Source organism: Prevotella histicola (assembly GCF_055385135.1).
The window spans coordinates 110591-135676 of sequence record NZ_AP043794.1 but is presented as its reverse complement, the minus strand read 5'-3'; the positions used below and the strand labels follow the sequence as shown (position 1 = coordinate 135676).

At 43.3% G+C, this 25086-nt stretch carries 24 protein-coding genes; 5 read left to right on the top strand and 19 right to left on the bottom strand.

From position 1 onward, the window contains the following. Positions 1-25 precede the first annotated feature (25 nt). Complete coding sequence (locus tag ACZ48L_RS09370; protein ID WP_025790787.1) at positions 26-1591, top strand: hypothetical protein; 1566 nt, start codon at positions 26-28, stop codon at positions 1589-1591. 67 nt (positions 1592-1658) lie between these two features. Further along, complete coding sequence (gene trmB, locus ACZ48L_RS09365; RefSeq protein WP_025790788.1) at positions 1659-2456, top strand: tRNA (guanosine(46)-N7)-methyltransferase TrmB; 798 nt, start codon at positions 1659-1661, stop codon at positions 2454-2456. Positions 2457-2736: 280 nt separating this feature from the next. Here trmB and ACZ48L_RS09360 read toward each other — a convergent pair whose 3' ends face one another. The 5 genes from ACZ48L_RS09360 to ACZ48L_RS09340 form a co-directional block, all read right to left on the bottom strand. Then, positions 2737-3840: a bifunctional methionine sulfoxide reductase B/A protein gene (locus ACZ48L_RS09360; RefSeq protein WP_025790789.1), complete on the bottom strand. Its 1104-nt coding sequence runs from the start codon at positions 3838-3840 to the stop codon at positions 2737-2739. Between the two features lie 127 nt (positions 3841-3967). Continuing rightward, positions 3968-4900: a thioredoxin-disulfide reductase gene (gene trxB, locus ACZ48L_RS09355; protein ID WP_008823134.1), complete on the bottom strand. Its 933-nt coding sequence runs from the start codon at positions 4898-4900 to the stop codon at positions 3968-3970. A 135-nt stretch (positions 4901-5035) separates the two neighbouring features. Beyond that, positions 5036-5656, bottom strand: a complete 621-nt coding sequence (locus tag ACZ48L_RS09350) for a deoxynucleoside kinase (protein ID WP_008823133.1) — start codon at positions 5654-5656, stop codon at positions 5036-5038. 76 nt (positions 5657-5732) lie between these two features. Continuing rightward, the gene (locus ACZ48L_RS09345; RefSeq protein WP_008823132.1) at positions 5733-6362 is read right to left on the bottom strand and encodes a deoxynucleoside kinase; all 630 of its coding nucleotides are present in this window, start codon (positions 6360-6362) and stop codon (positions 5733-5735) included. Between the two features lie 54 nt (positions 6363-6416). Continuing rightward, positions 6417-7895 (bottom strand): alkaline phosphatase family protein, encoded by a 1479-nt coding sequence (locus ACZ48L_RS09340; RefSeq protein ID WP_008823131.1) that lies wholly within the window; start codon positions 7893-7895, stop codon positions 6417-6419. Between the two features lie 110 nt (positions 7896-8005). On the opposite strand from ACZ48L_RS09340, the gene ACZ48L_RS09335 reads away from it, so the two are divergent. After that, the gene (locus ACZ48L_RS09335; protein WP_008823130.1) at positions 8006-8650 is read left to right on the top strand and encodes a helix-turn-helix transcriptional regulator; all 645 of its coding nucleotides are present in this window, start codon (positions 8006-8008) and stop codon (positions 8648-8650) included. A gap of 16 nt (positions 8651-8666) precedes the next feature. Here ACZ48L_RS09335 and ACZ48L_RS09330 read toward each other — a convergent pair whose 3' ends face one another. After that, positions 8667-9581, bottom strand: coding sequence for a DMT family transporter (locus ACZ48L_RS09330; RefSeq protein WP_025790790.1), 915 nt, complete (start codon positions 9579-9581; stop codon positions 8667-8669). Between the two features lie 287 nt (positions 9582-9868). Here ACZ48L_RS09330 and ACZ48L_RS09325 point away from each other — a divergent pair, with 287 nt between their 5' ends. Then, positions 9869-10048, top strand: coding sequence for a hypothetical protein (locus ACZ48L_RS09325; RefSeq protein WP_044113769.1), 180 nt, complete (start codon positions 9869-9871; stop codon positions 10046-10048). Positions 10049-10690: 642 nt separating this feature from the next. Here ACZ48L_RS09325 and ACZ48L_RS09320 read toward each other — a convergent pair. From ACZ48L_RS09320 to pyrB, 13 genes are all read right to left on the bottom strand, one after another. Next, positions 10691-12163, bottom strand: coding sequence for a glycoside hydrolase family 125 protein (locus tag ACZ48L_RS09320; protein WP_025790792.1), 1473 nt, complete (start codon positions 12161-12163; stop codon positions 10691-10693). 5 nt (positions 12164-12168) lie between these two features. Then, entirely contained in the window at positions 12169-13275 is a 1107-nt protein-coding gene (locus tag ACZ48L_RS09315; RefSeq protein WP_025790793.1) for a DegT/DnrJ/EryC1/StrS family aminotransferase, read from the bottom strand. Then, positions 13268-14263: a GNAT family N-acetyltransferase gene (locus ACZ48L_RS09310; protein ID WP_219444945.1), complete on the bottom strand. Its 996-nt coding sequence runs from the start codon at positions 14261-14263 to the stop codon at positions 13268-13270. Before ACZ48L_RS09310 ends, ACZ48L_RS09315 begins: the two co-directional genes overlap by 8 nt. Then, a complete protein-coding gene (locus tag ACZ48L_RS09305) occupies positions 14251-14679 on the bottom strand; it encodes a PH domain-containing protein (protein WP_025790795.1) in 429 nt (142 codons plus the stop codon). The genes ACZ48L_RS09310 and ACZ48L_RS09305 overlap by 13 nt, the downstream gene beginning before the upstream one ends. A 2-nt stretch (positions 14680-14681) precedes the next feature. Further along, entirely contained in the window at positions 14682-15101 is a 420-nt protein-coding gene (locus ACZ48L_RS09300) for a sugar 3,4-ketoisomerase (RefSeq protein ID WP_008823122.1), read from the bottom strand. Positions 15102-15216: 115 nt separating this feature from the next. Beyond that, positions 15217-16398, bottom strand: a complete 1182-nt coding sequence (gene purT, locus ACZ48L_RS09295; RefSeq protein WP_025790796.1) for a formate-dependent phosphoribosylglycinamide formyltransferase — start codon at positions 16396-16398, stop codon at positions 15217-15219. A 66-nt stretch (positions 16399-16464) separates the two neighbouring features. Further along, positions 16465-17619, bottom strand: a complete 1155-nt coding sequence (gene rfbB, locus ACZ48L_RS09290; protein WP_025790797.1) for a dTDP-glucose 4,6-dehydratase — start codon at positions 17617-17619, stop codon at positions 16465-16467. A gap of 58 nt (positions 17620-17677) precedes the next feature. Next, positions 17678-18187 carry a metallophosphoesterase family protein gene (locus ACZ48L_RS09285; RefSeq protein ID WP_008823119.1) on the bottom strand — a complete coding sequence of 170 codons (510 nt, stop codon included), beginning with the start codon at positions 18185-18187 and terminating at the stop codon, positions 17678-17680. Next, complete coding sequence (locus ACZ48L_RS09280) at positions 18184-18798, bottom strand: cytidylate kinase-like family protein (RefSeq protein WP_025790800.1); 615 nt, start codon at positions 18796-18798, stop codon at positions 18184-18186. Before ACZ48L_RS09280 ends, ACZ48L_RS09285 begins: the two co-directional genes overlap by 4 nt. 16 nt (positions 18799-18814) lie before the next feature. Next, a complete protein-coding gene (locus tag ACZ48L_RS09275; RefSeq protein WP_025790802.1) occupies positions 18815-20182 on the bottom strand; it encodes an MATE family efflux transporter in 1368 nt (455 codons plus the stop codon). 515 nt (positions 20183-20697) lie between these two features. Further along, positions 20698-21153, bottom strand: a complete 456-nt coding sequence (locus ACZ48L_RS09270; protein WP_008823116.1) for an aspartate carbamoyltransferase regulatory subunit — start codon at positions 21151-21153, stop codon at positions 20698-20700. A 7-nt stretch (positions 21154-21160) separates the two neighbouring features. After that, positions 21161-21583, bottom strand: a complete 423-nt coding sequence (locus ACZ48L_RS09265; protein ID WP_052341924.1) for a hypothetical protein — start codon at positions 21581-21583, stop codon at positions 21161-21163. A gap of 16 nt (positions 21584-21599) precedes the next feature. Continuing rightward, complete coding sequence (gene pyrB / locus ACZ48L_RS09260) at positions 21600-22544, bottom strand: aspartate carbamoyltransferase (RefSeq protein ID WP_036870850.1); 945 nt, start codon at positions 22542-22544, stop codon at positions 21600-21602. Between the two features lie 166 nt (positions 22545-22710). On the opposite strand from pyrB, the gene ACZ48L_RS09255 reads away from it, so the two are divergent. Further along, positions 22711-25014, top strand: a complete 2304-nt coding sequence (locus tag ACZ48L_RS09255) for a transglycosylase domain-containing protein (protein ID WP_025790805.1) — start codon at positions 22711-22713, stop codon at positions 25012-25014. Positions 25015-25086: the final 72 nt, after the last annotated feature.

Sequence of the window (25086 nt, the reverse complement as noted above, 5' to 3'; positions counted from 1 at the left end):
TAATAATATCTAAAATAACATATTTATGAAGAAAACTTTATTCTTTATCTGTGCTTTGGCACTGAATCTCACTGCTTCAGCACAGATCTTTACTACTCCGAAAGGGAAACTTATCGACAACATGTACCGCAATAGCGACTCATGGGTTAAGAAAGGCTGGACGAGTATGGAGCCTGGTAAGTACGAAGGCTTGGCATCTAAGATTGTGGAAGGCGATGACGGATATCTCTATGTATACAATCCGCTCTCTGGATTCAATAGCAATTCATGGCTGAAACTGGAGAAAGTGGGCGAAGGAAGATACAAGGCTGTCCTGCCACAGATAATCTTTAAGGACAACGATGGTGGTGATGACGATGACGAAGAAGGTGGAAACACGGAGCGAATCTTCAAACTTAACCGTATGATATCTACTGGAAAAGACCAATATAAGGTTGTTGAAGCCAGCAAAAACTACATGGAATACACCTGGGATGGGAAGACTTTGAAGATGTTAGGTGCTGGTTCGAAGAACGAAATATTAGGAGTTGTCTACGGAGAGGACGAGTGGGAGAGTCGTTATGGTGACTGGAATGTGACGATTCAGACCTCTACTGACAAGCTTATTACACCTCCTAACACTGCACAGAACGTACAGTACACGGTTACTTCACGGGAAAACACGTCGCCACGACTGATAGATGCTGCCGTAGAAGGGAATGATATCTATCTGAAAGGACTCTTTAAGAGTGAGAAACTTGCCAATGTATGGGTGAAAATAACACGTCAAGGCGACAAGGCTGTGATGCTTTCCAACCAGTATTTGGGCGTGACGAAGGCGACAGATTACATGAGATTTTCAAATGATACATCAGCTTATCACACTTATGCAGCCGTCTTCAATGATGCAGCAGCTGCCACTAACGAACTGGAATTCAGTGTGAATGCAGCCACGGGAGTGCTTACCGCCAATAATATCCTTAAGATAATGTTTGGTAAAAGCAGTGCTACGAACATGCCAATGGTTGACCTTGAGAGCTATGAAGAGCTTGTTCTGACTCCTTATCAGGCTGTTGCAGGCAAGCCAGAGACACCGAAACTGCATTATTGCTCAGCTGCTGACAGCTATGATTACACACAAAAGATAACCACTTTGGCGTTTTACGTAAAGAATGTAAGTGTGGATGGCAAATATCTCAACCCTGAAAAGATGTATTATAACATATATCTCAACGACAGTAAGACGCCATTTACCTTTGAGAAGTCAAGATATTACTATCTTGAAAAGGACATCACCGACATCCCATTCAACTACTCTGACAAGAAGAATGACGACATAAAGAAGAGTGATGATCAGCGTATCCTGCACTTCTATGACCCGAACATTGAGAATGTTACCGTCATAATGGTTTATGAAGAGGGGGGAAAGAAGTATCTCAGTGCACCGATGAGCACCGTAGTTGTCACTGACGGAATAGAGAATATCACGGCGAATGATGCTTCAAAAGAGAGCTATTTCACCGTTGATGGGCGCAGACTGCAACACTTACAGAAAGGTTTGAACATCGTAAAACGGGCTGACGGAACAACGAAGAAGGTCCTTGTAAAGTAAGCAACATCTGATTAAAAATGCCAATAAGCCACGTGTCATTCCTTATTTTTGTTGTATCTTTGCACGTATGAGTAAAGGTAAGTTACAGAAATTTGCGGAAATGGAGACGTTTAAGAACGTCTTTCAGTACCCATTCAGCGTGATCAGCGACACACCTTTCGACATGAAAGGTCACTGGAGAGAGCAATATTTCCACAATGATAACCCCATTGTTCTTGAATTGGGCTGTGGAAAGGGTGAGTATACCGTAGGATTGGCACGTGTTTATCCTGACATCAACTTCATCGGAGTTGACATCAAAGGGGCGAGAATATACACTGGTGCCAAGCAGGCATTGGAAGAAGGACTGGAGAACGTTGCTTTTCTGCGCACGAGTATTGAGATTATTGACCGCTTTTTCGGCGAAAACGAGGTGCAGGAGATATGGCTTACCTTCTCTGACCCACAGATGAAGAATGTGCATAAGCGCCTTACTTCAACCTTCTTCATGGAGCGTTACAGAAGATTCCTGGTTGATGGAGGTATCGTTCATCTGAAAACTGATTCCAATTTCCTTTTCACTTACACCACATATATGGTTGATGTGAACCATCTGCCAGTGCTTTTCCGCACGGAAGACCTCTATGGTAACGAGCTGACAGAGCAGGGTAGGGCTGACAATCAGATGGATGATAAGACGCACGAGATACTTGGTATTCATACTTACTATGAGAACCAATGGATTGAACGCGGACTGAACATCAAGTACATGAAGTTCCGTTTGCCTGCTGAAGGGGCACTTGTGGAACCAGATGTAGAGATAGAACTGGATGATTATCGGTCCTATAAACGACCAAAACGTAGTGGTTTGGCAACCAGTAAATAAACTACTGGTGTCAAAGTATTTCACTATTGGATTTTAAAAGGGCGTCTTTTGCAATGTAAAAGACGCCCTTTTGCATGGTAAAAGATGCCCTTTTACAACGCAAAAGGTGCCCTTTTAGATCGTAAAAGGGCACCTTTTATTTTGCTTTTTGTAATCGTTTGATTACGTGATAGTTACAAAGTAGGAAACAAGACGTTTTCTCTTGTTTTTGAAGTGATATGCTTTGAACATTTGTAAGGTCTTTTCAAAGCTGTCAATCAATTGCTTTTTCGTCTGCAGATTACTTCTTCTCTCTTGCCTTACGAGCATACTCGAAGAGTGCTTGGGGCAGATGGCAGTAGCCTGTTGGGTGTTTGTCGAGATAGTCCTGATGGTAGTCTTCTGCCTTATAGAAGTTCTTCAACGGCTCCATCTCTACTGCAAGTCTGCCCTTAGTGGCTTTCTCTTCCTCGGCAAACACCTGCTTGATGACGGGAAGATCAGCTGGATCAGTGTAATAAACACCCGTACGATACTGCGTCCCACGGTCGTTTCCTTGCTGATTCACACTTGTTGGGTCGATTGATTTGAAGTAAAGTTCAAGCAAAAACTTCAGACTTATCACCTTCGGATCATACGTTATGCGCACGGCTTCAGCAAACTCTGTCCTGTCAGTGCACACCTCTTCATACGTTGGATTCTTGATAACACCGTTGGCGTAACCCACTTCTGTTGCCGTAACGCCATGTATTTGTTTCAGATAATGCTCTGTTCCCCAGAAACATCCACCTGCTACATAGATTTCTTTCATAGGTCTTAATAGTTTAATATACTCCCCGTAACCCTCCTTTTTCATGTCTTCAATAGGGATAAAGCGCAGGGAAGCACTGTTGATACAATATCGTTTACCACCCGTTTCGGCTGGTCCGTCGTCAAAGACATGGCCAAGATGGGCATTACCCGTGCTGCTTCTGACCTCGGTTCGCACCATTCCATGAGAACGATCGGTGTGATTGGTAACTAAACTCGGGGCGATAGGCTTTGAGAAAGCTGGCCATCCACAGCCTGAATCATACTTATCTGTTGATGAGAAGAGCGGCTCTCCCGTTGTGATATCAACATATATACCCTCCCGGAACTCATGGTCGTAAGCGTTGTTGAACGGTCGTTCCGTGGCAGCATGCTGTGTTACGGCATACTGTTCGGGTGTAAGCAACTTGCGGAGAGTGGCATCACTGGGTTTGGAATAATGCTTCTTGGGCAATGTTACGGAATCATTTTGTTGCATAATGGTTCTTGTTTTATTGGTACAAGCCGTCATTCCCGACATCAGAATGCTGCAGCCCGCAGCCTGAACGATGAAGGAAAAAACAAGCGTACATAGGATTGAGAACAAGTTTCGCATTGGTTTCATCTGATTATATTTAGTCTTGAATGGTCTGACGGGTGGTGTCCCTTCAGAGAAAATGGTCTCTATTTGATATAAAAAGTCCCGTTTCTCTTCTGTAAAAAGAGGAAACGGGACTGTTATTTTATTGTTTCTGGAGGAATCGATCCACCTCAATGGCAGCCATAGCACCCGTTGCTGCAGCCACAACACCTTGTCTATAGGTTGGGTCGGCAACGTCTCCTGCTGCGTAAACACCCTCAATATTGGTGGCAGTTGACTTTGGTTTCGTCACGATAAACCCATGATCGTCCATCTCAAGTTGCCCTTTGAAGAGGTCAGTGTTAGGAGTATGACCGATAGCAAGGAAGAAACCGTCGATTGCAATGTCGAACTTCTCTTCGTTAGGTTCGCCCTTGAAACGTACGAGATGTGCTCCTTGAACACCGTCATCACCGAAGAGTCCAACGGTATTGGTGTTATATAGAATCTCAATATTCTCTTTTTCAGTAACACGTTTACGCATGATCTCAGCTGCACGGAGCTGTGGTTTGCGCACAATCATGTACACTTTCTTAGCCAAACCAGACAGATACATTGCCTCTTCACAGGCAGTATCGCCTCCACCAACTACTGCTACGGTGCGCTTACGATAGAAGAATCCGTCGCAGGTAGCACATGCACTGACACCTTGACCACGGTATTTCTCCTCGTCAGGAAGGCCCAGATACTTGGCACTGGCACCTGTTGCGATGATGAGAGTGTCAGCTTCTATCTGGTTACCACGCTCATCTTCAACGTGGAAAGGACGACTACTAAGGTCTGCTTTTACGATAGAACCATCGCGAACGTCGGCTCCATACGTCTCAGCTTGCTGCTTCATCTCCATCATTAGTTGGTTAGCATCAATGCCATCATGGAATCCTGGGAAGTTTTCAACGATGGTTGTGGTAGTCAACTGGCCTCCCGGCTGTAGTCCAGAGTAAAGAACTGGCTGCAGATTCGCTCTTCCTGCATAGATAGCAGCAGTATAACCGGCTGGTCCACTACCAATTATAAGGGTCTTAACTTTTTCCATTGTAATATCTAAATGTTATCTGTCGCCCAACGAAAGTAAGTATGTCAGGCGCAATTAATACTTTCTTTACTATTTAATCTATCAATTATCATGCCAAAATAAACGCACACGATGAATCCAATTTCCTCCCTTTTCTTATTCCATTGGGAACAAACCGAAGAGTCGATCATCAATCATATCGGTGACTTTCTTGAAGTCTTGAGGGTTGCATTGGAAGTCTGTTGTGTCACCATCTACTATCATCAAGTGCCCTTTATAGGTCTTTATCCAGTCCTCATAACGCTGGTTCAGACCGCGAAGGTAGTCTATCCGCATTGTTTGTTCGTACTCTCTGCCTCGTTGTTGTATGTGATCAATGAGGTGAGGGATGGAACATCTGATGTAAATGAGCAAGTCTGGGAGCTTCACCAACGACATCATGAGTTCGAAAAGGTCGGAGTAATTATTGAAATCACGCTCAGACATGAGCCCCATGTCATGCAGATTAGGGGCGAAGATACGTGCATCTTCAAAGATAGTACGGTCCTGTATGATTGTATCCTGTGACCTTGAGATGTCTACAACATCACGAAATCGCTTGTTAAGGAAGTATATCTGGAGATTGAACGACCATCGTTTCATGTCGTTATAGTAATCTTCCAGGTATGGATTGTCGTCAACAGGCTCGAAATGAGCCTTCCATCCGTAACGTTTAGCGAGCATTTTGGTGAGTGTTGTCTTACCTGCTCCGATGTTACCTGCTATTGCAATATGCATATTCTCTTATGATAGAAGTATTTATTGAATGTTTATTTGAATGTAATCGCTTTTGTTTCTTTCAGTAATATGCCCTTTATTTGCAAGCATTATTGAACAGTCCGAAGAGTTCACGGTCAATCTTATCAGTAATAAAACCAAAGTCTTTTGGACGATTTTGATAGTCAAGTTCATCCACATCAATGGTCAATACGCGTCCTTTATACTTCTCATTAATGAAGTTTTCGTAGCGTTTATTGAGGTTTTCGAGGTAGTCTAAGGGTATTGTCTGCTCATATTTACGTCCTCTTTTCTCAATGTTTGTGACAAGATGGCTCACCGTTGACCGAAGATAAATCATCAGATCAGGGTATTGAACAACGTCTGTCATGTCCTCAAAGAGCTCCATATACGTTTCATAATCACGCTTTTCAAGGTTCCCCATGGCGTAATTGTTCTCCGTAAAGACGTATACTCCTTCGTAAATGGAGCGGTCTTGCACAACAGACTCCTTACTTCTGCTTATCTCAAGGAGGTCTTTGAAGCGCTCTTTCAGGAAGAAAACCTCCATAGGAAACGACCATCTCTTGATGTCTTTATAGTAATCTTCCATGTAAGGGTTATAGTCTACCGACTCAAACCGTGGTGTCCAACCATATCTTTTGGCAAGCATTGTTGTTAAAGTTGTCTTCCCGCTGCCAATATTTCCTGCAATTGCAATGTGCATTTACTTACTCTTAAGTTCTTGTTTCTTGGTCTATTAAACGTTGATTGTTACTGTTTAATTGCCTAAAGCCATATTTCTTGCGGTACCAATGCATCCATTTGGCATCTGAATATGCAGCATAGCACACACCGTTGGAGCGATATCTACGATGTAAGTCTGCTGTGTTGTAGCTCCGTGTTTCACGTTCCAACCATACAAAAGGAACGGAATATGTGTATCATAAGGGAACGGTTGACCGTGCTGAGTGCCCTTATAAGTTGGTGAATCCTTGGCTCCAAAGACCTGAGGACGGGTCACTACACCTATCTCACCAGACCTTCCACGGAAGTAACCATTGATCATTCGCTCCTTAATCCACTGTGGCATCGTTACTTCTGATATCCTTTCTTCATCGAAAACATACAGATATCGTGGGTCTTTCTTTAAGTATTCAACTGATTCGTCAATGATTTGCTGCTTCTTTAAGCCTGATGCAGCTATCAAAGAGTCGTTAAGGAAGAACTGATAGTCGTCCTCTGCCATGACAGGAGCAATGCCAAACTTACCTTGAAGATAGCCATTGAGGTCCTTAACAGACTGCCTATAGTCCCAACCACCAGCTGGAATGCGATGCTCTTTCATGTAATTGTAGTTGTGAGCAGCACCGTGGTCAGCCGTAAGGAACAACAGATAGTTGCCTTTACCCACCTGTTCGTCAAGTGTTTTAAGGAAGTGTGCGAGGTCTTTATCTAGCTGCATATACACGTCATGGTTCTCTTTTCCACGTGTAGAGTAGACATGTCCGATGGCATCTGTTGATGAAATGCTCACTGCAAGCATGTCAGTTTCTTTCCCTTTACCAAGGTTTTCATTCTTCAATGCTGCCTCTGCCATCTTGAAAGTCATGGTAACACCCTGTGTAGAGGTCTTGATATTGAAGTTAGGGGCGGTATGATTCTTCTCATTAAAGTCTATAACCCACTGTGGAAGATGGTCTGTATAGAACGTAGAGGTAACGAAATGCCCTGCAGAAGTGTCCCACCAATAAGCGGCATCAGCTGCATGACCAGCCGGAAGGATAGATGCACGGTCCTTCAAAGCCACTCCAATGACCTTCGAACGGAAGTCATTAGATATCTGAAGTTCGTCTCCTATGGTAGAAGCAAGCAGTCTGTGCGGACTCATCTGTCCTTCTTTGCTATCTGAACCCACGCTCTTCACGTTTGGATCTTCGCAACAATAAACATTCTTATCATCCTGAAAGAAGTAGTTCCCAGCGATACCTGTGATAGCAGGAACCGACCCTGTATATACTGAACTGTGTCCTATGGCGGTGACAGTAGGGGCATAATTGATGTGAGTATTCTCAAAAGAGAACCCGTTATCAACAAGTCTTCGCAAGCCATCTGTGCCATATTCATTATAGTAATAGTACAGATAATCCCATCTCATTTGGTCAACAACTAAACCAACCACCAGCTTCGGGCGTTGGATCTGTGCACTGGCAGCAAGTGACATGCATAGTCCAGCAACAAAAATAAGTATCTTTTTCATCTTAGATAAAGTGTTTATTATTGTTGCAAACTTACAAATTATTTTTCAATATCTCGACTTTTTTCCCTACTTTTGTGCTCTATAGGAGAGTAATAAACACTATCGTCGGAATGAGAAATATTATTATTGCAGACAATCAAGACATCACACGGGCAGGAATAACTTATCTTCTGTCTCAGATTGATGGATGTTCCTGTCAAATGGTAACCGATAAAAGCGGACTGATTGCACAATTAAAGGAACAGCCGGAGTCTGTGATTATTGTTGATTACACGCTCTTCGACTTTGTGGGAGAGACTGATTTGCAGATCATCACACTGCGTTTCCCACGTGCACACATCATTCTTTGGAGTGAAGATCTTAGCCTTGAGTTCATTCAAAGCGTTGTTAACATGGACAATAAGATAAGTATTCTTCTGAAAGATGCCCGCATGTCGGAGATACAACAGTGCATTGAATATGCTTTAAGGGGTGAACGTTACCTCTGTCAGCACGTTACCGAGATGTTACTTACGCCTATTTCTGCTGCCGATAAGGAGTCGACTAAACTGACAAAGACCGAGACTGAGATTCTGAAAGACATTGCTTTGGGCATGACAACACGTGAGATTGCGGAGAAACGCTTTTCTTCTTTCCACACAGTAAACACACATCGCAAGAATATCTTCCGTAAATTAGGCGTCAATAACGTCTATGAAGCCATCCGTTATGCCATGAGAATGGGGTTGGTTGATGCTGCAGAATATTACATTTAGCACTCAACTCATCCACTTACTTACTCCTATTAATAATGTATATACCCGTAGCTGCTAACGCACCAGCAATCACATACTTTATTTGGAACTGCTCATCAAGGCATAAACAAGAAGTAACAGCCCCCACAACAGGTATCAGAGAATTGTAAATGGCAACCTTTCCAACGGGATTACACGTAAGAAGCTTGTTGTAAAGAGTGAAGCCCATCGTGCTAATGGCGATGAGTAATACCAAATAAAGGCTTCCCGTGGCTGTTACCATGGGGAATTCTCCACCTAAAAAGATACCAGGAAGAACCAGTAAAGTCCCACCAATAGCAAGACTGTAACCCGTTCCTACGAACACATCAACACGCTTTCCCAATCCACGAATCAGCAAAGAGGCTGATGCACCACAAAGAGCATTGAGGATAATCATGCCATCGCCCAACAAAGAAAAGCGTCCACTGTCAGCTCCACCAAGGTTTAATGACACGATACCAGCAAAGCCTATGATACAACCAATAACCTTATTGGCTGTCATACGGTCACTCTTGAAGAACAAACAAGCGAAGATAACAACCGAAAAGACACTCAATGAGTTGAGAATAGCTGCTCGTGAACCTTCACTATGCGACAGTCCAAAATAGAAGAAAGCATAATGAAGGGTGGTGTTCAGCATGCAGAAAAGAAGAATATACCACCAGTCACTGCGTTCACGAACCTTAAATTCACGCTTTGTCACCCCAGCAATAGAGAGGATTATAAGCCCTGATATACAGAAACGAATGCCTGCAAAGAGCATCTTTGAGCCTGTCATGTCAGGTGTAATACCAAATTCTCCGAATCCTAACTTTATCAATGGATATGCCCAACCCCATGCTATGGCTGCCGTAAGAGCAAAGACTGTAACCCATACTGGGCGCTGAAAAATACTTTTTTGTGGTGTCATAACGCTTCTGTCGTGAACAAATAATTCTCTCATCATTTTCTTTTCGGCATGCAAAGGTACGATGTTTCAAACGAAAAACGGCACGCTTCAATCATAAAAGCCTTTCTTACAGAATTACTGTATATATATTCTGTTTTGCAGGAAAATATCATTAAAAACACAGAAAATCATCTTCTTTTATTCGATATTAGAATATTTTTGTTACTTTTGTATCCATATTAAAAGAATAAAAGCAATAAAACGTGCATGAAACTGTCACAGATGCGTATGTCATCAGTGGGAGAGGGATGATGAAAACAGACTGTAATGCTTTGCTGACTGATTGGAAACGAAAGGTCTGTCACATGCAATACAAGGATGAAAAAGCAAAGATTGCCATGCGTTTCATGGAGGATGAAGAGCCGAAAGGACGCCATTCAACAGTCGTTTTAGCCCATATTCGTACACGTTTGATGGAGATAATGTAAATGAAAAGTCATGATAGGATAGCAATACATGCTCTTTTGCCTTCTAAAAGATGCCCTTTTACACTTCAAAAGGTGCCCTTTTACCATGCAAAAGGGCGTCTTTTACATCGCAAAAGGGCACCTTTTACTTTGCCTTCTGTAAGCTATTGATTGTCTGATGGTTACAAAAGTGAAAATGAACCATTTTCCTTTGATTTCCATTCATTAGTAGTGCAAAATATGTAAGGACTTTTCTTAATACAATATTTCAGCCCTTTTGAGGCATAGAACCTCACCAGTCGAGTGCTGTAAAAAGACGTTAAAAATGGGTAGGAGCCGTGATTCAAACCATAGAAGGAAATAAAGTGTTAACCAATAGAAATAAAAAAAGTCCCAGACTGTTGGTCTGGGACTGAAAGATTACTTGTTTCACAACAACTAATCTTCTAACCTTAATAATCTAATACCATGAAAAACACGTTGCAAAGATATGGGAATTAAACTATACATGCAAATATTTAATGTTAAAGAACGTAAAATATTCGATTTATTCTTTGTTTTCTTTAAATATCGCATAACGTACAACTTCTTCTTTTATTATATAGTGTAATATCCCACATCTGCCTATTCTCTGTGTTATAAGGTTATATAGAAGATTACTTGTTACTTAATACTATTCAAAAGATTTACCTTTCCTTCATTTACAAGTTTTATGATGAGCTCACCAAAGAGTGTATTTTGCCATGCAAACCAGTCTCGTGTAAACTTTGAAGCATCATCTTTGTTGAAACTCTCGTGCATGAATCCTGTGCCAGCATCCGTATTCATTAACATCTCAACACACTCTTTTATCTCCTTATCATCATGCGATGTGAAGGCACGCATCATGATTGACATTGGCCAAACCATGTCATATCCTACGTGCGGACCGCCTATTCCTTCTCCAACCTTACCACGGAAGAAGTAGGGATTGTCCTCACTCCACACGTAGCGGCGTGTGTTCTGATAGATAGGATCGTCCTGACTGACGTCGCCAAGATAAGGCATTGCGAGGAGACTGGGCACGTTGGCATCGTCCATAAGGAAGTAATTGCCGAAACCATCCACCTCATAGGCGTATATTTTACCGTACTTCGGATGATTATAGACGGCATATTTCTTCAGTGCTGCACTCACTTCGTTTGCCAGATCACTGCATTGCCGTGCAAGATTGTCGTTGTGGTTCACCTTATTGAGTATCTCTGCCGCCTTACGCAATGATGAAACCGCCATGAAATTGGAGGGAACAAGGAACTGAAGGGTCGTTGCATCATCCGAAGGACGGAATGCTGAAGCTATCAATCCCACAGGTTTTACGGGTGCACCCCAGCCTGCATTGTTCATAGTATCAAGTGCTCTGTCCGTCACACGTAGGAATTTGTAACTTCCTTTGCCGTCTTTCTTCTGCTGTTCACGGAAGGTTTTGAGGATATTCTCAATGGCTTTGATCCATTCTTCACCAAAGACACTCGTGTCACCCGTCACCTTCCAGTATTCATAAGCCAGTCGGATGGGATAGCAAAGGGAGTCAATCTCATACTTTCTTTCGTGCAATTCGGGCTTCATAGCCGTATCGTCAGTCATCCAAGGGCCTTTCGGGTCGGGCTTTTGGTTGAAGGCATTGGCATAAGGGTCAATGTTTATGCACTTCATCTGTCTGTTTATGACTCCTGCAAGCATCTTCTTCAGCTTCTTATCCTTGCCTGCCAGTTGTACGTAAGGCCACACCTGTGCACCGGAATCACGCAACCACATGGCTGCAATGTCGCCTGTATAGACGAAAGTATCGGGTGTTCCTTTGTCGTCTTCACTGTAATGCACAGTGGTATCGAGTGTGTTTGGGAAGCAATTCTCAAACATCCATGCCAGTCGTTTATTGGTTATCTGACGCAGAATGCGTTGTATTTCTTTCTCAACAGCTTCTGATCGGAACAGTCTGTCAGCCTCTTTCGGACGTTTTGATAGTAGTTTTACAGCATCAGCAGGACAACTGAGCACTGTTGAAGGGGATATTCGGAGGCACGAAGCATCAGTGTTTTGTGTGCTTAATGCCATCAATGCCAACATCGTCGATGAGAGATAATGTCTTGTTCTCATTTGGGTTAAAAGTTTGATGGGTAATGATTGATTTGTTCTATAATGTATTTGCAGTCGTCATCCGTCATCGTTGGATTGCAAGGGAGTGACAGTTCTTCTCTGTGGATACGCTCCGTAAGGGGATAATGTCTGTTGTTCCATTCGTGATAAGCCTGTTGTTGATGGGGCGGAATGGGGTAGTGGATCATCGTTCCAACACCCTTTTCTCTCAGATAAAGCTGCATTTCCTCCCGTTCAGGACATAGTATGGGAAAGATATGATAGACGTTATCACGGTCGTTATCAGCCGTTATCGTTATCTTGGGATGATGGATAGCCGATTGATAGAGCCTTGCTATCTCTTTTCTTCGGCGGTTTTCTTCATCTAAATAGGGTAGTTTGACACGCAGGACAGCCGCTTGTATCTCATCCATCCTACTGTTTCTGCCTTTGAAAGTAAACTCATATTTTCGGGAAGAACCATAGTTTGCAAGACTTCTTATGGTCTTTGCCAGCGTTTCATCATCTGTTGTGACTGCTCCAGCATCACCCAATGCACCGAGATTCTTACCCGGATAGAAGCTGTGGGCAGCTGCATTGCCAAGACTTCCAGTGCGTTTCTCCTTATAATAACAACCATGTGCCTGTGCATTATCTTCAAGAAGCAGGAGCTTATGATGCTGACAAAGTTCGGTAATCAGGGGTGTATAGGCACATCTTCCATAGAGATGTACGAGCATAATAGCACGTGTTTTCGATGTAATAGCTTGTTCTATGAGTCGTTCGTCAAGCTCTAATGTGTTGATATCTGGCTCTACAAGGACTGGTACCAACCGATTTTCGGTGATGGAAAGGATGGTTGCTATATACGTATTGGCGGGTACAATGACCTCATCTCCTTCCTTTAAGCATCCCAATTCCATGTAAGCACGAAGGATAAGAGACAATGCATCGAGTCCGTTCCCACATGTTATGCAGTGCTTAGTACCTATGTATTGGGCGTATTCTGTCTCAAACTGCTGCGTCTCCTGTCCTTGCAGATACCATCCTGAACCCACAACTCGGTTGACAGCTGCCGTTATCTCAGCAGCATGTAAGTCTGTTATGCGCTTTAAAGAGAGGTAATCAATCATCTTGTTTTCGTATTGTCGGTAGGGAATAAGGGGTTAGAATATCTTCTGTTATGTCCCATTCATATTGGTCATAACATACAGCTCGTGCGCCAAAGCCCTCCTTTTGCTGGATAAGACCAGCATTGAGATAGTCTCCAGAATCCTCATTTGAAGTACCAAAGTCGAAGAAGTGCACATCTTTATAGTCTTCTTTGATGATCTGATGACAGATAGCATCAACGGCATGGAGTTCCTTTCCTTCTGTTGTTGCTGATATATACTGCGTGTGAACAACGTTAGATGTGACGTAGAGGAGTACTCCTGCAAGGTATTTATCACCTTGTCGAGCCATGTATAGGGGTATATTATCAGGGAAATGATGGGTTAATAATGTCATTTCCTCAAGTGTATGGACAGGTTTGGCATGGTAAGTTGCCTGTAAGTTGTTCGTGAGAATATCCCAAAACAAGTCCAGATCCTTGCTCTTACGCTCAATGATCAACCCTTCTTTTAATGCACTCTTAACCCCATGTTGCCGGTCTTTTCGCCATTTAATGGGGTTTGTCTGGTCGATAGTAGATGCTATATAACGGTGTATAAGACGTGCCTTGCATACATGAAAGAGTGCATATAAATCCTCTTCAGCCGGTATCCTATGATAAATCCAGGGCATACACTTATACAAAACATGCTGTATTCCTATGCCATAGAGGTATTTATTGATTTCAAGAAAGGCTTCACACACCCCCACAGCAGTAGCTTCTGCATTCGTAATGAGTCCTCCGTAGGTCAGTCCTTGGTGTGAATAAAGCGTAGTATCAACCCTATTGGCAGGCAAAAGGGCATAGAGTCGGTCCTTCCTATAGACCATCAACGAGCAATCATGGAACCTATCAGCATGATAATCCATGTAAGAACGATTGAAAAGGAACGTTCCTTGCTTCGAATTCTCTACGAAGTTATTCCATTCAAGTTCGTCCTCTCTCGTGTATTGTCTTACTTTGAACATTTAATATTAGGGTTGATACGGAGTAAAGAAGCAATAAACTCTTCTTTATTCTTTGGTGATATGAGTGCTTCAGAACCGCCTTTCGTTGTTATACAGATACGCTTTAAAGACATAGCAGGGGCAGTAATCGGGTCATGAGAGTCCTTAACTTCGCGAATTTCAGGGATAAGCAGATCGCGTTTTACGATGATTCCACTTCGTATTCTTAAGTATTTGCCATCAATTTCATAGTAACATGGAAGGCAAAGGAAGATTATCAAGTAGCAGAAAGCAACAATAATAGTGGGTATAATGAGCTCCCATACGTCATTAAATGGGTCTTCTGGAACGATAAAAAACAATACCAAGGCGATGAAAGGAGCTGCTAAAGCGATGAAAAGCCAAGCATCTACTTTAGAATAATAGCGCTGTTTCATAGCTATTTCTGCTTTAAATAGTCAATAAAATCTTTGTAATTACGGATGTAATCATCCTCATCAAAGAGGTCTTCTGCCAACACAAGGCACACAGAACCTGATGAAAAATCATCAAGTGTGCGCCATATATCAGTGTCAACAAGCAGTCCTTGGTAGGGTCGGTTGAGTGTATAAGACTTCTTTTCACGTCCATTGTCGAGCGTAATGGTGAACGATCCACTGACAGCAACAATAACTTCACGACAGTGTTTATGGGCATGTCCACCGCGAAAGGAGCCAGATGGGACATCATAAGTCCAATAAACACGAGAGATATGGAAGGGTATTTCCTTCATATTCTCCGCTACTGTGAGGTTGCCACGTGGGTCAACAACCTTCGGAAGTGATATTATCTGTCCTAAAGAAGTATTGCTTTTCTCCATCATTTTATCAACTAAAGACCTATGCAAGTACTGCTTTTTCCTATCAGTTTATCATCTGATGAACTATGGAAGTACTGCTTTTCTTTGTTATATAACGACGAAATGCCTTCAAATATTACTTCTTCATGTAGGGATCAGTACCCAAAACGGTGGCTGCAACACGCTTTGTCTTGTCACGTAAAGCATCCATATCGGTCCCAACTTCCCCATAACAAAGGGCTACACCCATACGTCTGCCAACATGAGCAACGGGCTTTCCAAAGATGCGAAGGCGTGTACGGTCCTCCTTGCAGGCATCTTCTAAGTTGTAAGACAGTGGCTTTCCCGACTCAAATGGTGACAAGATAACAGCTGAACAACCAGCATGTTCAAGGTGAATGGCAGGGATTGGCAGTCCCATAACAGCCCGAAAATGCAGTTCGAACTCATTGAAATTCGTTGTATGTGCCAATGTTACCATACCCGTATCATGTGGTCTTGGAGATAATTCAGAGAAGATTACCTCACCTTTCTTGGTCAGGAAGAACTCAACTCCCCATATACCATACCCTGTAAGAGCCCGTGTTACCTCATCAGCAATGTGCTCTGCCTGTCGTAAAGCATCCTCAGAGATAGCGTAAGGCTGCCAACTCTCACGGTAATCACCACCCTTCTGGATATGACCAATAGGTGGACAGAAGAGTGTTGGACCGTCTTTCTGCGTGACAGTTAGCAACGTAAACTCGCTATCAAAGTCTATAAACTCCTCTATTATGACCTCTCTCACATCTCCGCGAGCGCCCTCCATGGCATTACGATACGCCTCTTCAAGCTCTTCATCATTGTGAACGTAGCTCTGACCGTGCCCACTTGAGCTCATCAAAGGCTTCACAACACATGGGAAACCAATATCATCAGCGGCTGAACGGAACTCTTCGTAAGTCTTAGCATAGAAGTATTTGGCAGTACGTAGTCCCAGTTCGCGTGCTGCAAGGTCACGTATTGCCCGCCGATTCATAGTGAAATTGACGGCACGAGCCGATGGTGCGACCTGAATACCTTGTCTTTCATACTCCAAAAGACGCTCTGTCCGTATCGCTTCTATCTCTGGAATGATGAGATCTGGGCTGTGAAAACTCACCACAGCATCAAGTGCTGTACCGTCAAGCATGTCTATTACTTCCGATTCATCAGCCACTTGCATAGCCGGAGCATTGTCATAGCTATCGCAAGCAATGACATATTGCCCTGCACGTTTGGCTGCAATAGCAAACTCTTTACCCAGTTCTCCTGAGCCTAATAGTAGGATTTTCTTCATGTGAGAGAAGGTTTTATCATAAAAAGGTGGACAAGCTGCATGAGCTTGTCCCTATGTTTACATGTCTTATCTTCCTTTTTTGGTGTACATCATATCGTAATACTTCTGGTAATCGCCCGATGTTACCTCCTGAATCCAGTCCTGATTGTCGAGGTTCCAACGGATAGTTTTAACGATACCATCAGCAAATTTGGTCTCAGGATACCATCCCAACTCATCCTTTATCTTTGTAGGATCGATGGCATAGCGGGCATCGTGCCCCAGACGATCAGGCACATGAGTGATGAGATCATTGTTAATCCAGCTGATATCGATGTCTCCATTGGCCTCTTTCACCTGCTTTTTGAGGATAGAACGCAGACTCTTGTCAGCTTCCATCATGTCATGAATAGTCTTGATGGTGAGCTTTACGATGTCGAGGTTCTTCATTTCGTTGTGTCCACCAACGTTATATACTTCGCCTTCACGCCCCTCTCGTACCACCATATCAATGGCTTTACAGTGATCTTCGACGTAAAGCCAGTCACGAACATTCAGTCCTTCGCCATAGACTGGAAGCTTCTTACCTTCAAGAATATTGTTGATTATCAACGGAATGAGCTTCTCTGGGAAGTGATAAGGTCCATAGTTGTTAGAACAACGGGTGATACTTACAGGCATATGATAGGTGTCCCGATAAGCCATTACGAAGTGATCAGCACTTGTTTTGCTGGCAGAGTAGGGGCTATGTGGGCACAGTGGAGTCTTCTCAGTGAAGTATCCTTCAGCACCAAGTGAGCCATATACCTCATCTGTTGATACCTGATGATAACGTTTACCAGCCTTCCATGTAGGGTAACCCTGGGCATCTTTGCCTGTCACCCATGCCCGACGTGCTGCGTCCATGAGGTTCTGTGTACCCAAGATGTTCACTGAAAGGAAGAGCTGTGGGTCCTCAATAGAACGGTCAACATGGCTTTCTGCTGCGAAATTAACAAGATAATCAATGTCATTCTCAGCAAAGAGACGGTCAATAAGCTCACGATCACGGATGTCACCCTTCACAAAGAAGCAGCGTTTGTCGTCAATGTCGTCCTTAATTGTCCCGAGATTACCTGCATAAGTCAATGCATCGAGGATGATAACCTTGATGTCCTCGTTCTCATACTTCCTGTGAAGCAGATACTTGATGTAGTTAGCGCCAATGAAACCGGCGGCACCTGTTACTAAGTAAGTTTTCATATCGATATCTATTAATTTGTTTTCTGTTAATAATAATCAGGCTTTATACATTATTATATTATATACGTGACGTCTTATCTCCTAATGTTATAACTTCACAATCAGTGAATTTATTACCATCAATGGTCAACCTTACCAATGTACGTTCCTTGTGCCAGCCTTTCATTCCGGCTGCTCCTGGGTTGATATGGAGAAGGTTCAGCGTCTTGTCAAACTGTATTTTAAGGATGTGTGAATGCCCGTCTACGAAGAGATTAGGCGGAGATGCGTAGAGCATGCTCTGCACTGAGCGGTCATAACGCCCAGGATAACCTCCGATATGCTTAAGAAGTACGTCGACATCCTCGCACTTGAAGCGAAGTATCTCACGATAACGAGCACGCATATCATAGTCGTCAATGTTACCATACACAGCCCTGAAGATGGGTTTCATGGCTTCAAAGCGGTCTGCAACCTCCATGGAACCAATGTCACCAGCGTGCCATATCTCGTCACATTCGCCAAGATAATACTCGTATTTATCGTCCCAATAGCCGTGAGTATCTGATATTATACCGATGTGTTTCACCTTTTTCTTATGAAATCTGCTATCAAGTCCTTGGTTTTTTCCAGTCCTAAGATGCTTGCATCGATACAAAGATCATAGCTTTCAGCGTATCCCCACGTCTTGGCTGTGTAGTAATTGTAATATTTGGCACGCTCACTCTCACCGTTTTCAATGATCTTTCGTGCTTCTTCCTCCGTACATCCACGGCGTTCACATACGTTGGCAATGCGTGTCTTAAGCGATGCCGTGATGAAGACATTGACCGTATTGGGGTTGTCACGAAGGATGTAATCAGCCGTCCGACCCACGAAAACGCAGCGTGAATACTTCTCTGCTACCTCGCGGATAGCATCACTTTGGAACTGATAAAGGCTCTCCTGAGAGAAGTTACTCTTGTAGAAATTGTTGTCAGCCAGCATCGGAAGATGAATATGGAAGTGGCTTTTCAGGAAGCCTTTCTGCTCATCGTTCTGCTCAAAGAACTTCTCCGAGAATCCACTTTCCTTGGCTGCAAGGTTCAAAATCTCACGATCGAAGAACTGACAGTCGAACTCTTCGGCAAGCATCTTTGCTATAATACGACCGCCACTACCTATCTGTCGGCCAATATTTATTATCAGTTTCTTATCCATATCTTTAGATTATCATTTATTGTTTCACTTCTTTTACGTTCTGACGACGTATGCGTCGCATGTAAATCGTCATGATGATAGCTGCCGTAATGGCTGCTGTTATGTCACTCACAGGCAGAGATGCCCATACTCCATTCAGTCCGAAAAACTGCGGAAGGATGAGAAGCAGAGGAATAAGGAACAACAACTGACGGGAGAGGGAGAGGAAAATACTGATTTTCACTTTACCAATACACTGGAAGAAGTTCGTTACTACCATCTGATAACCTATGACTGGATACATCATCATGTTTATCTTTAAGGCTTTAATAGCCTGCTCTATCAGTTCAGGACTTGTCGTAAACATACGTGCACAATAGTAAGGTGCAAGGTGAGCTATCAACCATGCCGTAACCATAATACATGTTGCGGCAATGATAGCGTACTTCAACACACGCATAAGACGGTCGGTTTGCTGGGCACCATAGTTATAACCGGCTATCGGTTGCATACCTTGATTCAATCCAATGATGAACATTATGAAGATCATCGCTATGCTATTGGCTATGCCGTAGGCTCCTACTGCAAGGTCACCACCGTATCGGACGAGCTGATTGTTGATGAAGATGACCACGATACATGCGCAGGTATTCATCAGGAAGGGGGATATACCGATTGAAATGATGTTTTCTACCAGATGCTTCTTCAGTCGATAGATACCCCGTTTCAGGTGAAGTAAGGCTTTCTGATCGGCAAACTGCTTCATCTGCCAGCACAAAGCCAGTGCCTGAGAGATAACTGTTGCAAAGGCTGCACCGCGTATTCCCCAATGCCACCACCATATAAAGATGACGTCCAGGACAATGTTCATGAAGACAGTGAAGATGGTTGCCATCATTGCCTGCCGTGGTTTGGATGCTGCACGCAGCAGAGCATTCATACCAAAGTACATGTGGGAGATGACGTTTCCAGCCAATATCACTTCCATGAAGCTACGTGCATAGGGGATAGTGGCGTCACTTGCACCGAAGAAACGTAGGATGGGATCAAGGAAAAGGAGGCATACAATGGAGAAAGAGATACCGACAATGAGGTTCAATGTCACCGTATTGCCAAGGATATTCTGTGCTGTTGCATAGTCACGTTGCCCGAGTTTCACACTGATTGCCGTTGATGCACCAATGCCAACGGCTGCTCCGAAGGCTGCACCAAGGTTGATGAAGGGAAAAGTTATCGCCAGTCCGGATATTGCCAAAGGACCAACCACCTGCCCAATGAAGACACGGTCAATGATGTTATAGAGCGAAGCGGCTGTCATAGCTATCATAGCTGGCATTGCATATTGTGCCAATAACTTGCCTACAGGCTTCGTTCCTAACTCTAATGTCGCTTCTTTATTATCCATTATGAATCCTAACTGGTTGGTAAGAGTACAAGTTTAATACTCTCCACTATGACTGCAAATGTACGAAAAAAAAATGATATCCACCTCTTATTATAGGGAAATATCATTCTGATAACCTCTCTGTTCCTGGAGAAACGGATGCTATCATTCTTCAAAACAGAACCTGATGCGTACGAATGGATAAGGGATGGGGATACATGAAAGGACTTTACATATTTTTATCGGATATTCATTGCAAAATCAAGGAAAACCTTTCATTTTCGACTTTGCAACCATCACGTATTCAGAAGGTTACAAAGAGGCTCGCAAAAGGTGCCCTTTTACGATGTAAAAGATGCCCTTTTGCATGGTAAAAGGGCATCTTTTGAAGTGCAAAAGGGCGTCTTTTAGAATGCAAAAGGGCATGTATTGCGTTGTACTATGTGAATTTACTTTACATAAGTAATTCTCCTCCCCATCCCTTACCATCGTTTTCCACGTGACAGAGTGGGCGAGTGTGGGCAACCAACAGTCCTTTAAACCAGTTCAACCTTGTCTATATCCTGTTCTTTATCACAGTAGTGGCACTTGATGATACCGTGCTCTTTGTCAACGACATTGAAGATAGTACTCATCGGTTCGTTGTTGGTAATGCACTTAGGGTTGTTACATTTGACAATGCTCCGAAGCTCATCCGGTGTCACTACCTTCTTCTTCTCTACCACTTCATAGTCTTTAATGATGTTGAGTACCACGTTCGGTGCCACGACCGACAGACGGGAGATCTCCGCATCAGTGAAGAATTTATCGCTGACCTTTATGATTCCCTTTGTACCTACCATCTTCGATGAGAAGTTATAGCCGATAGTAACGGGTGTGGAGAGCTTCTGGAGCTGTAAAAGGTTGACCACCTGGAAGGTCTTCTCAGATGGTATATGGTCTATTACGGTGCCGTTCTCAATGGCGGCAACCAATCGTTCTTTCTTAGACATAGTATATTTATTTTGATTGAGTGACAACTATCTGGTCAAAAGCATCACCTGCAGACACTCTAACAACAAGTCTGCGGACTCTACCTGTAGTATTAGGAGATACTTCTATGGTGAGAATATTATTCTCAAGTGCCACATCACTCCACTTTGTCGTAATGTGATAAACAAAGATTTCAGCATCTTCCCCAATACCAACAGTACTATTATCGTGTGTCATACTGGCAAATCTAAGTTTTGTATAGTTAGTACATCTCAACGTATAAGTACCTCCCGAAGTAGGGACAGAAAGCTTATGTAGATCACCAGAAAGGTCAGATTGCCATCTCATAGGTTCCCAATCTCCGACTAAATCAGACTTATGGCAACCAGAAATAAGTACTGTTAAGCATAACATAAAGACTGTAAAGACAAGATATTTCCACTTAGTCATAATATAATCTAATTTGTTATATGATGGTTTTATCAGCTTTAATTTCTTCCAAAGATATACCCAGACAGTGGCAGAAGATGGCTTCACGGGCGAAAAGTCCATTGCGTGCCTGCTGAATATAGTAGGCATGTGAACTGTCATCCACATCGTATGCAATCTCATTCACACGTGGCAATGGGTGCAGAATCTTCATGTTCGGACGCGCCAAAGAGAGCATATCACGACGGAGAATATAAACGTTCTTCACACGTTCGTACTCCATAAGATCGGAGAAACGCTCTTTTTGCACACGTGTCATATACAGAATATCGGCGTGAGCAATCACCTCTGGCGTGAAATCCTCATGCTCTTCGAAGCGTATACCATGCTGATGACAATAGAGTTTATACTCCTCTGGCATAGCAAGTTCCTTAGGAGCAATAAAGTGAAACGTTGGGTTGAAGTGGCGCATTGCCATGATCAACGAGTGAACAGTCCTACCATACTTAAGGTCACCCACAAGGTATATGTTCAGATTCTCCAATGTTCCCTGTGTCTGATAGATGGTATAGAGATCGAGCAGACACTGTGATGGGTGCTGATGTGCCCCGTCTCCAGCATTGATGATAGGCACTGGAGCCACCTCAGATGCGTATTGTGCAGCCCCTTCTATATAATGCCGCATGACAATAGCATCCGCATAATTGGACACCATGAGGATCGTATCCTTCAGTGTTTCACCTTTACTGACGCTCGAAACCTTTGCATCTGTAAAGCCAATGACACGTGCACCAAGTCTGTTGGCAGCCGTCTCAAAACTCAGACGTGTACGTGTTGATGGCTCATAGAAGAGCGTTGCCACTACTTTCCCTTTGAGAAGTTCACGATTAGGATGTGCTTCGAACTCCTTAGCCATCTCTATTAAGTAAAGTAACTGCTCACGGTCAAGTCCCTGAATGTTCACAAAGTTATGTTTTCCCATCTCTTTTTTGTGATGATTTGTTCCTTTTCTGCGTGTAAAGGTAGGTATTTATTTCCTTAAACATCAATCGACAAATGTGAAAAATACGTATACAACAAAAAAAGTTTTATTTATTTTGCTTATCCATTCATTTACGTTATCTTTGCATAATATTTTTCATAAGTTTATGAGAAGACACTTTGTACATTTCCTTTGGGGATCTCTGATAGCCGTTCTCGGCTTTATCTTTGTATTCTTCATATCCGTTTGGAATGGATGGGTTGGTTATATGCCTGACATGGATGAGCTTTCTAACCCTATAGATAAGTTCGCTTCGCAGGTATACTCTTCTGATCAACAACTCATCGGTACGTGGAATCAGGATAATAATAACCGCGTTGCCATTGACTATAACGGCTTGTCACCACATCTTGTACACGCACTTGTTGCCACAGAGGATGAGAGATTCTATGAACATTCAGGCATTGACTTCATCGCTTTAGGACGTGCTATCATCAAGAGGGGCGTCATGAGACAGGCTAGTGCTGGTGGTGGATCAACCATTACACAGCAGTTGGCAAAGCAATTGTTCTCTGAAAAGGCGCACAGTACACTGGAACGTTTACTGCAAAAGCCTATAGAATGGATCATAGCAGTCAAACTTGAACGCCACTTTACCAAGGAAGAGATTCTTGCAATGTATTTCAATTACTTCGATTTCCTTCACAATGCGGTGGGTATTAAGCGTGCTGCGAACGTCTATTTCAATAAGGAACCACGCAAATTGACCGTTACTGAAGCGGCATTATTGGTCGGTTTATGCAAGAATCCATCTATGTTCAACCCGCTCAGACACCCAGAACGCTGCCTGCAACGCCGTAATGTGGTGCTCATGCAGATGGTAAAATCAGGCTATGTAACCAAGGCTGAGTATGCAGAACTATCCCAAAGACCACTCGGAGTACACTTTACTAAAGCCAAACCCATCAATGGTTCGGCTGATTATTTCCAAGCTTTCTTGCGTCAATACATGATGGAAAAGAAGCCAGAGCGCGACAATTACCAAGCATGGCAGGCTCGTCAGTTCGTATTAGACTCCATTGCGTGGGAGCAAGATCCACTTTATGGATGGTGTAATAAGAACATGAAGCGTAATGGAGAGCCTTATAATGTGAATACAGATGGACTTCGTATCTATACAACTATCGACACTCGCATGCAACAATACGCAGAGGAAGCGGTCAGAAAGCACGTAGGTGGCTATCTACAGGCGCAGTTCAACCAGGCAATGCGCTATAAAAAGGATGCTCCTTTCTCATCAAATATCTCTCACAGGGCTATCAAACAGATTCTCAACCGTGCCTGTCGACAGAGTCTAAGATACCGTCGGATGAAGGAACAGGGTGCTACTCCAGAGGAAATCAAGCGTAGTTTCCGCACTCCACATGAGATGACGATCTTCACTTATCATGGAGATATTGACACAGTGATGACCCCTATCGATTCAATTCGGTACTATAAGTCATTCTTAAGGGCTGCTTTCATGAGCATGGATCCACATACTGGAGCCGTAAAGGCGTACGTTGGCGATATAGACTACCAACATTTCAAGTATGATGTGGTCATGGGAGGACGCCGACAGGTGGGTTCTACGATCAAACCGTTCCTCTATGCGCTGGCAATGCAGAATGGTATGACTCCTTGTACACTTGCTCCTAATGTTCAAAGGACGTACGGTGGATGGACACCACGTAATGGTTCACATGCCAGATATGGGCAGGAAGTACCATTGAGATGGGGTCTTCAGCAATCAAACAACTGGATATCGGCTTATCTTATCAACCTTTTAGGTCCTACACAGTTTGTGAATATCCTGCATGACTTTGGCTTGAACAACCCAGACATTGATAAAAACACAAGTCCTGTGCTAAGTCTTGGACCGTGTGAGGTATCAGTTGGCGAGATGACAAGTGCCTATACGACATTTGCAAACGGTGGTATTCGATGCTCACCGCTCTTCGTTACGAAGATAGAAGACAGTCATGGGAATGTCATTGCTAAGTTCCAACCACTTATGACGGAGGTTATTTCCGAGATAAGCTCTTATCAAATGATTGATATGTTACGTGCTGTTATTGAGGGAGGAACAGCCAGCAGACTGCGTTATGCATACCATCTTACGGGCGATATAGGTGGAAAAACGGGTACAACTAACAACAATTCCGATGGTTGGTTCTTGGGTATTACGCCTGAATTGGTCAGTGGTTGCTGGGTCGGAGGTGAGGATCGTGACATCCATTTCGACAACACCAGCATGGGACAAGGTGCTACTACAGCCCTGCCAGTATGGGCTTACTACATGCAAAAGGTCTTTGCTGACCCTCGATTAGGCTATAATCCGAACAAGAAATTTGCTATTCCTGCCAAGTTCAATCCGTGTCAAACGGCTGATACTATCAACGTAAACGGCATACAGGAGGAATACTTCTAAGGAACAGATGGGTGCTTCTGAGGCACCGATAGTTACCAATTAAAAAGGGCAAATGCCTTCGTTTATCCGATG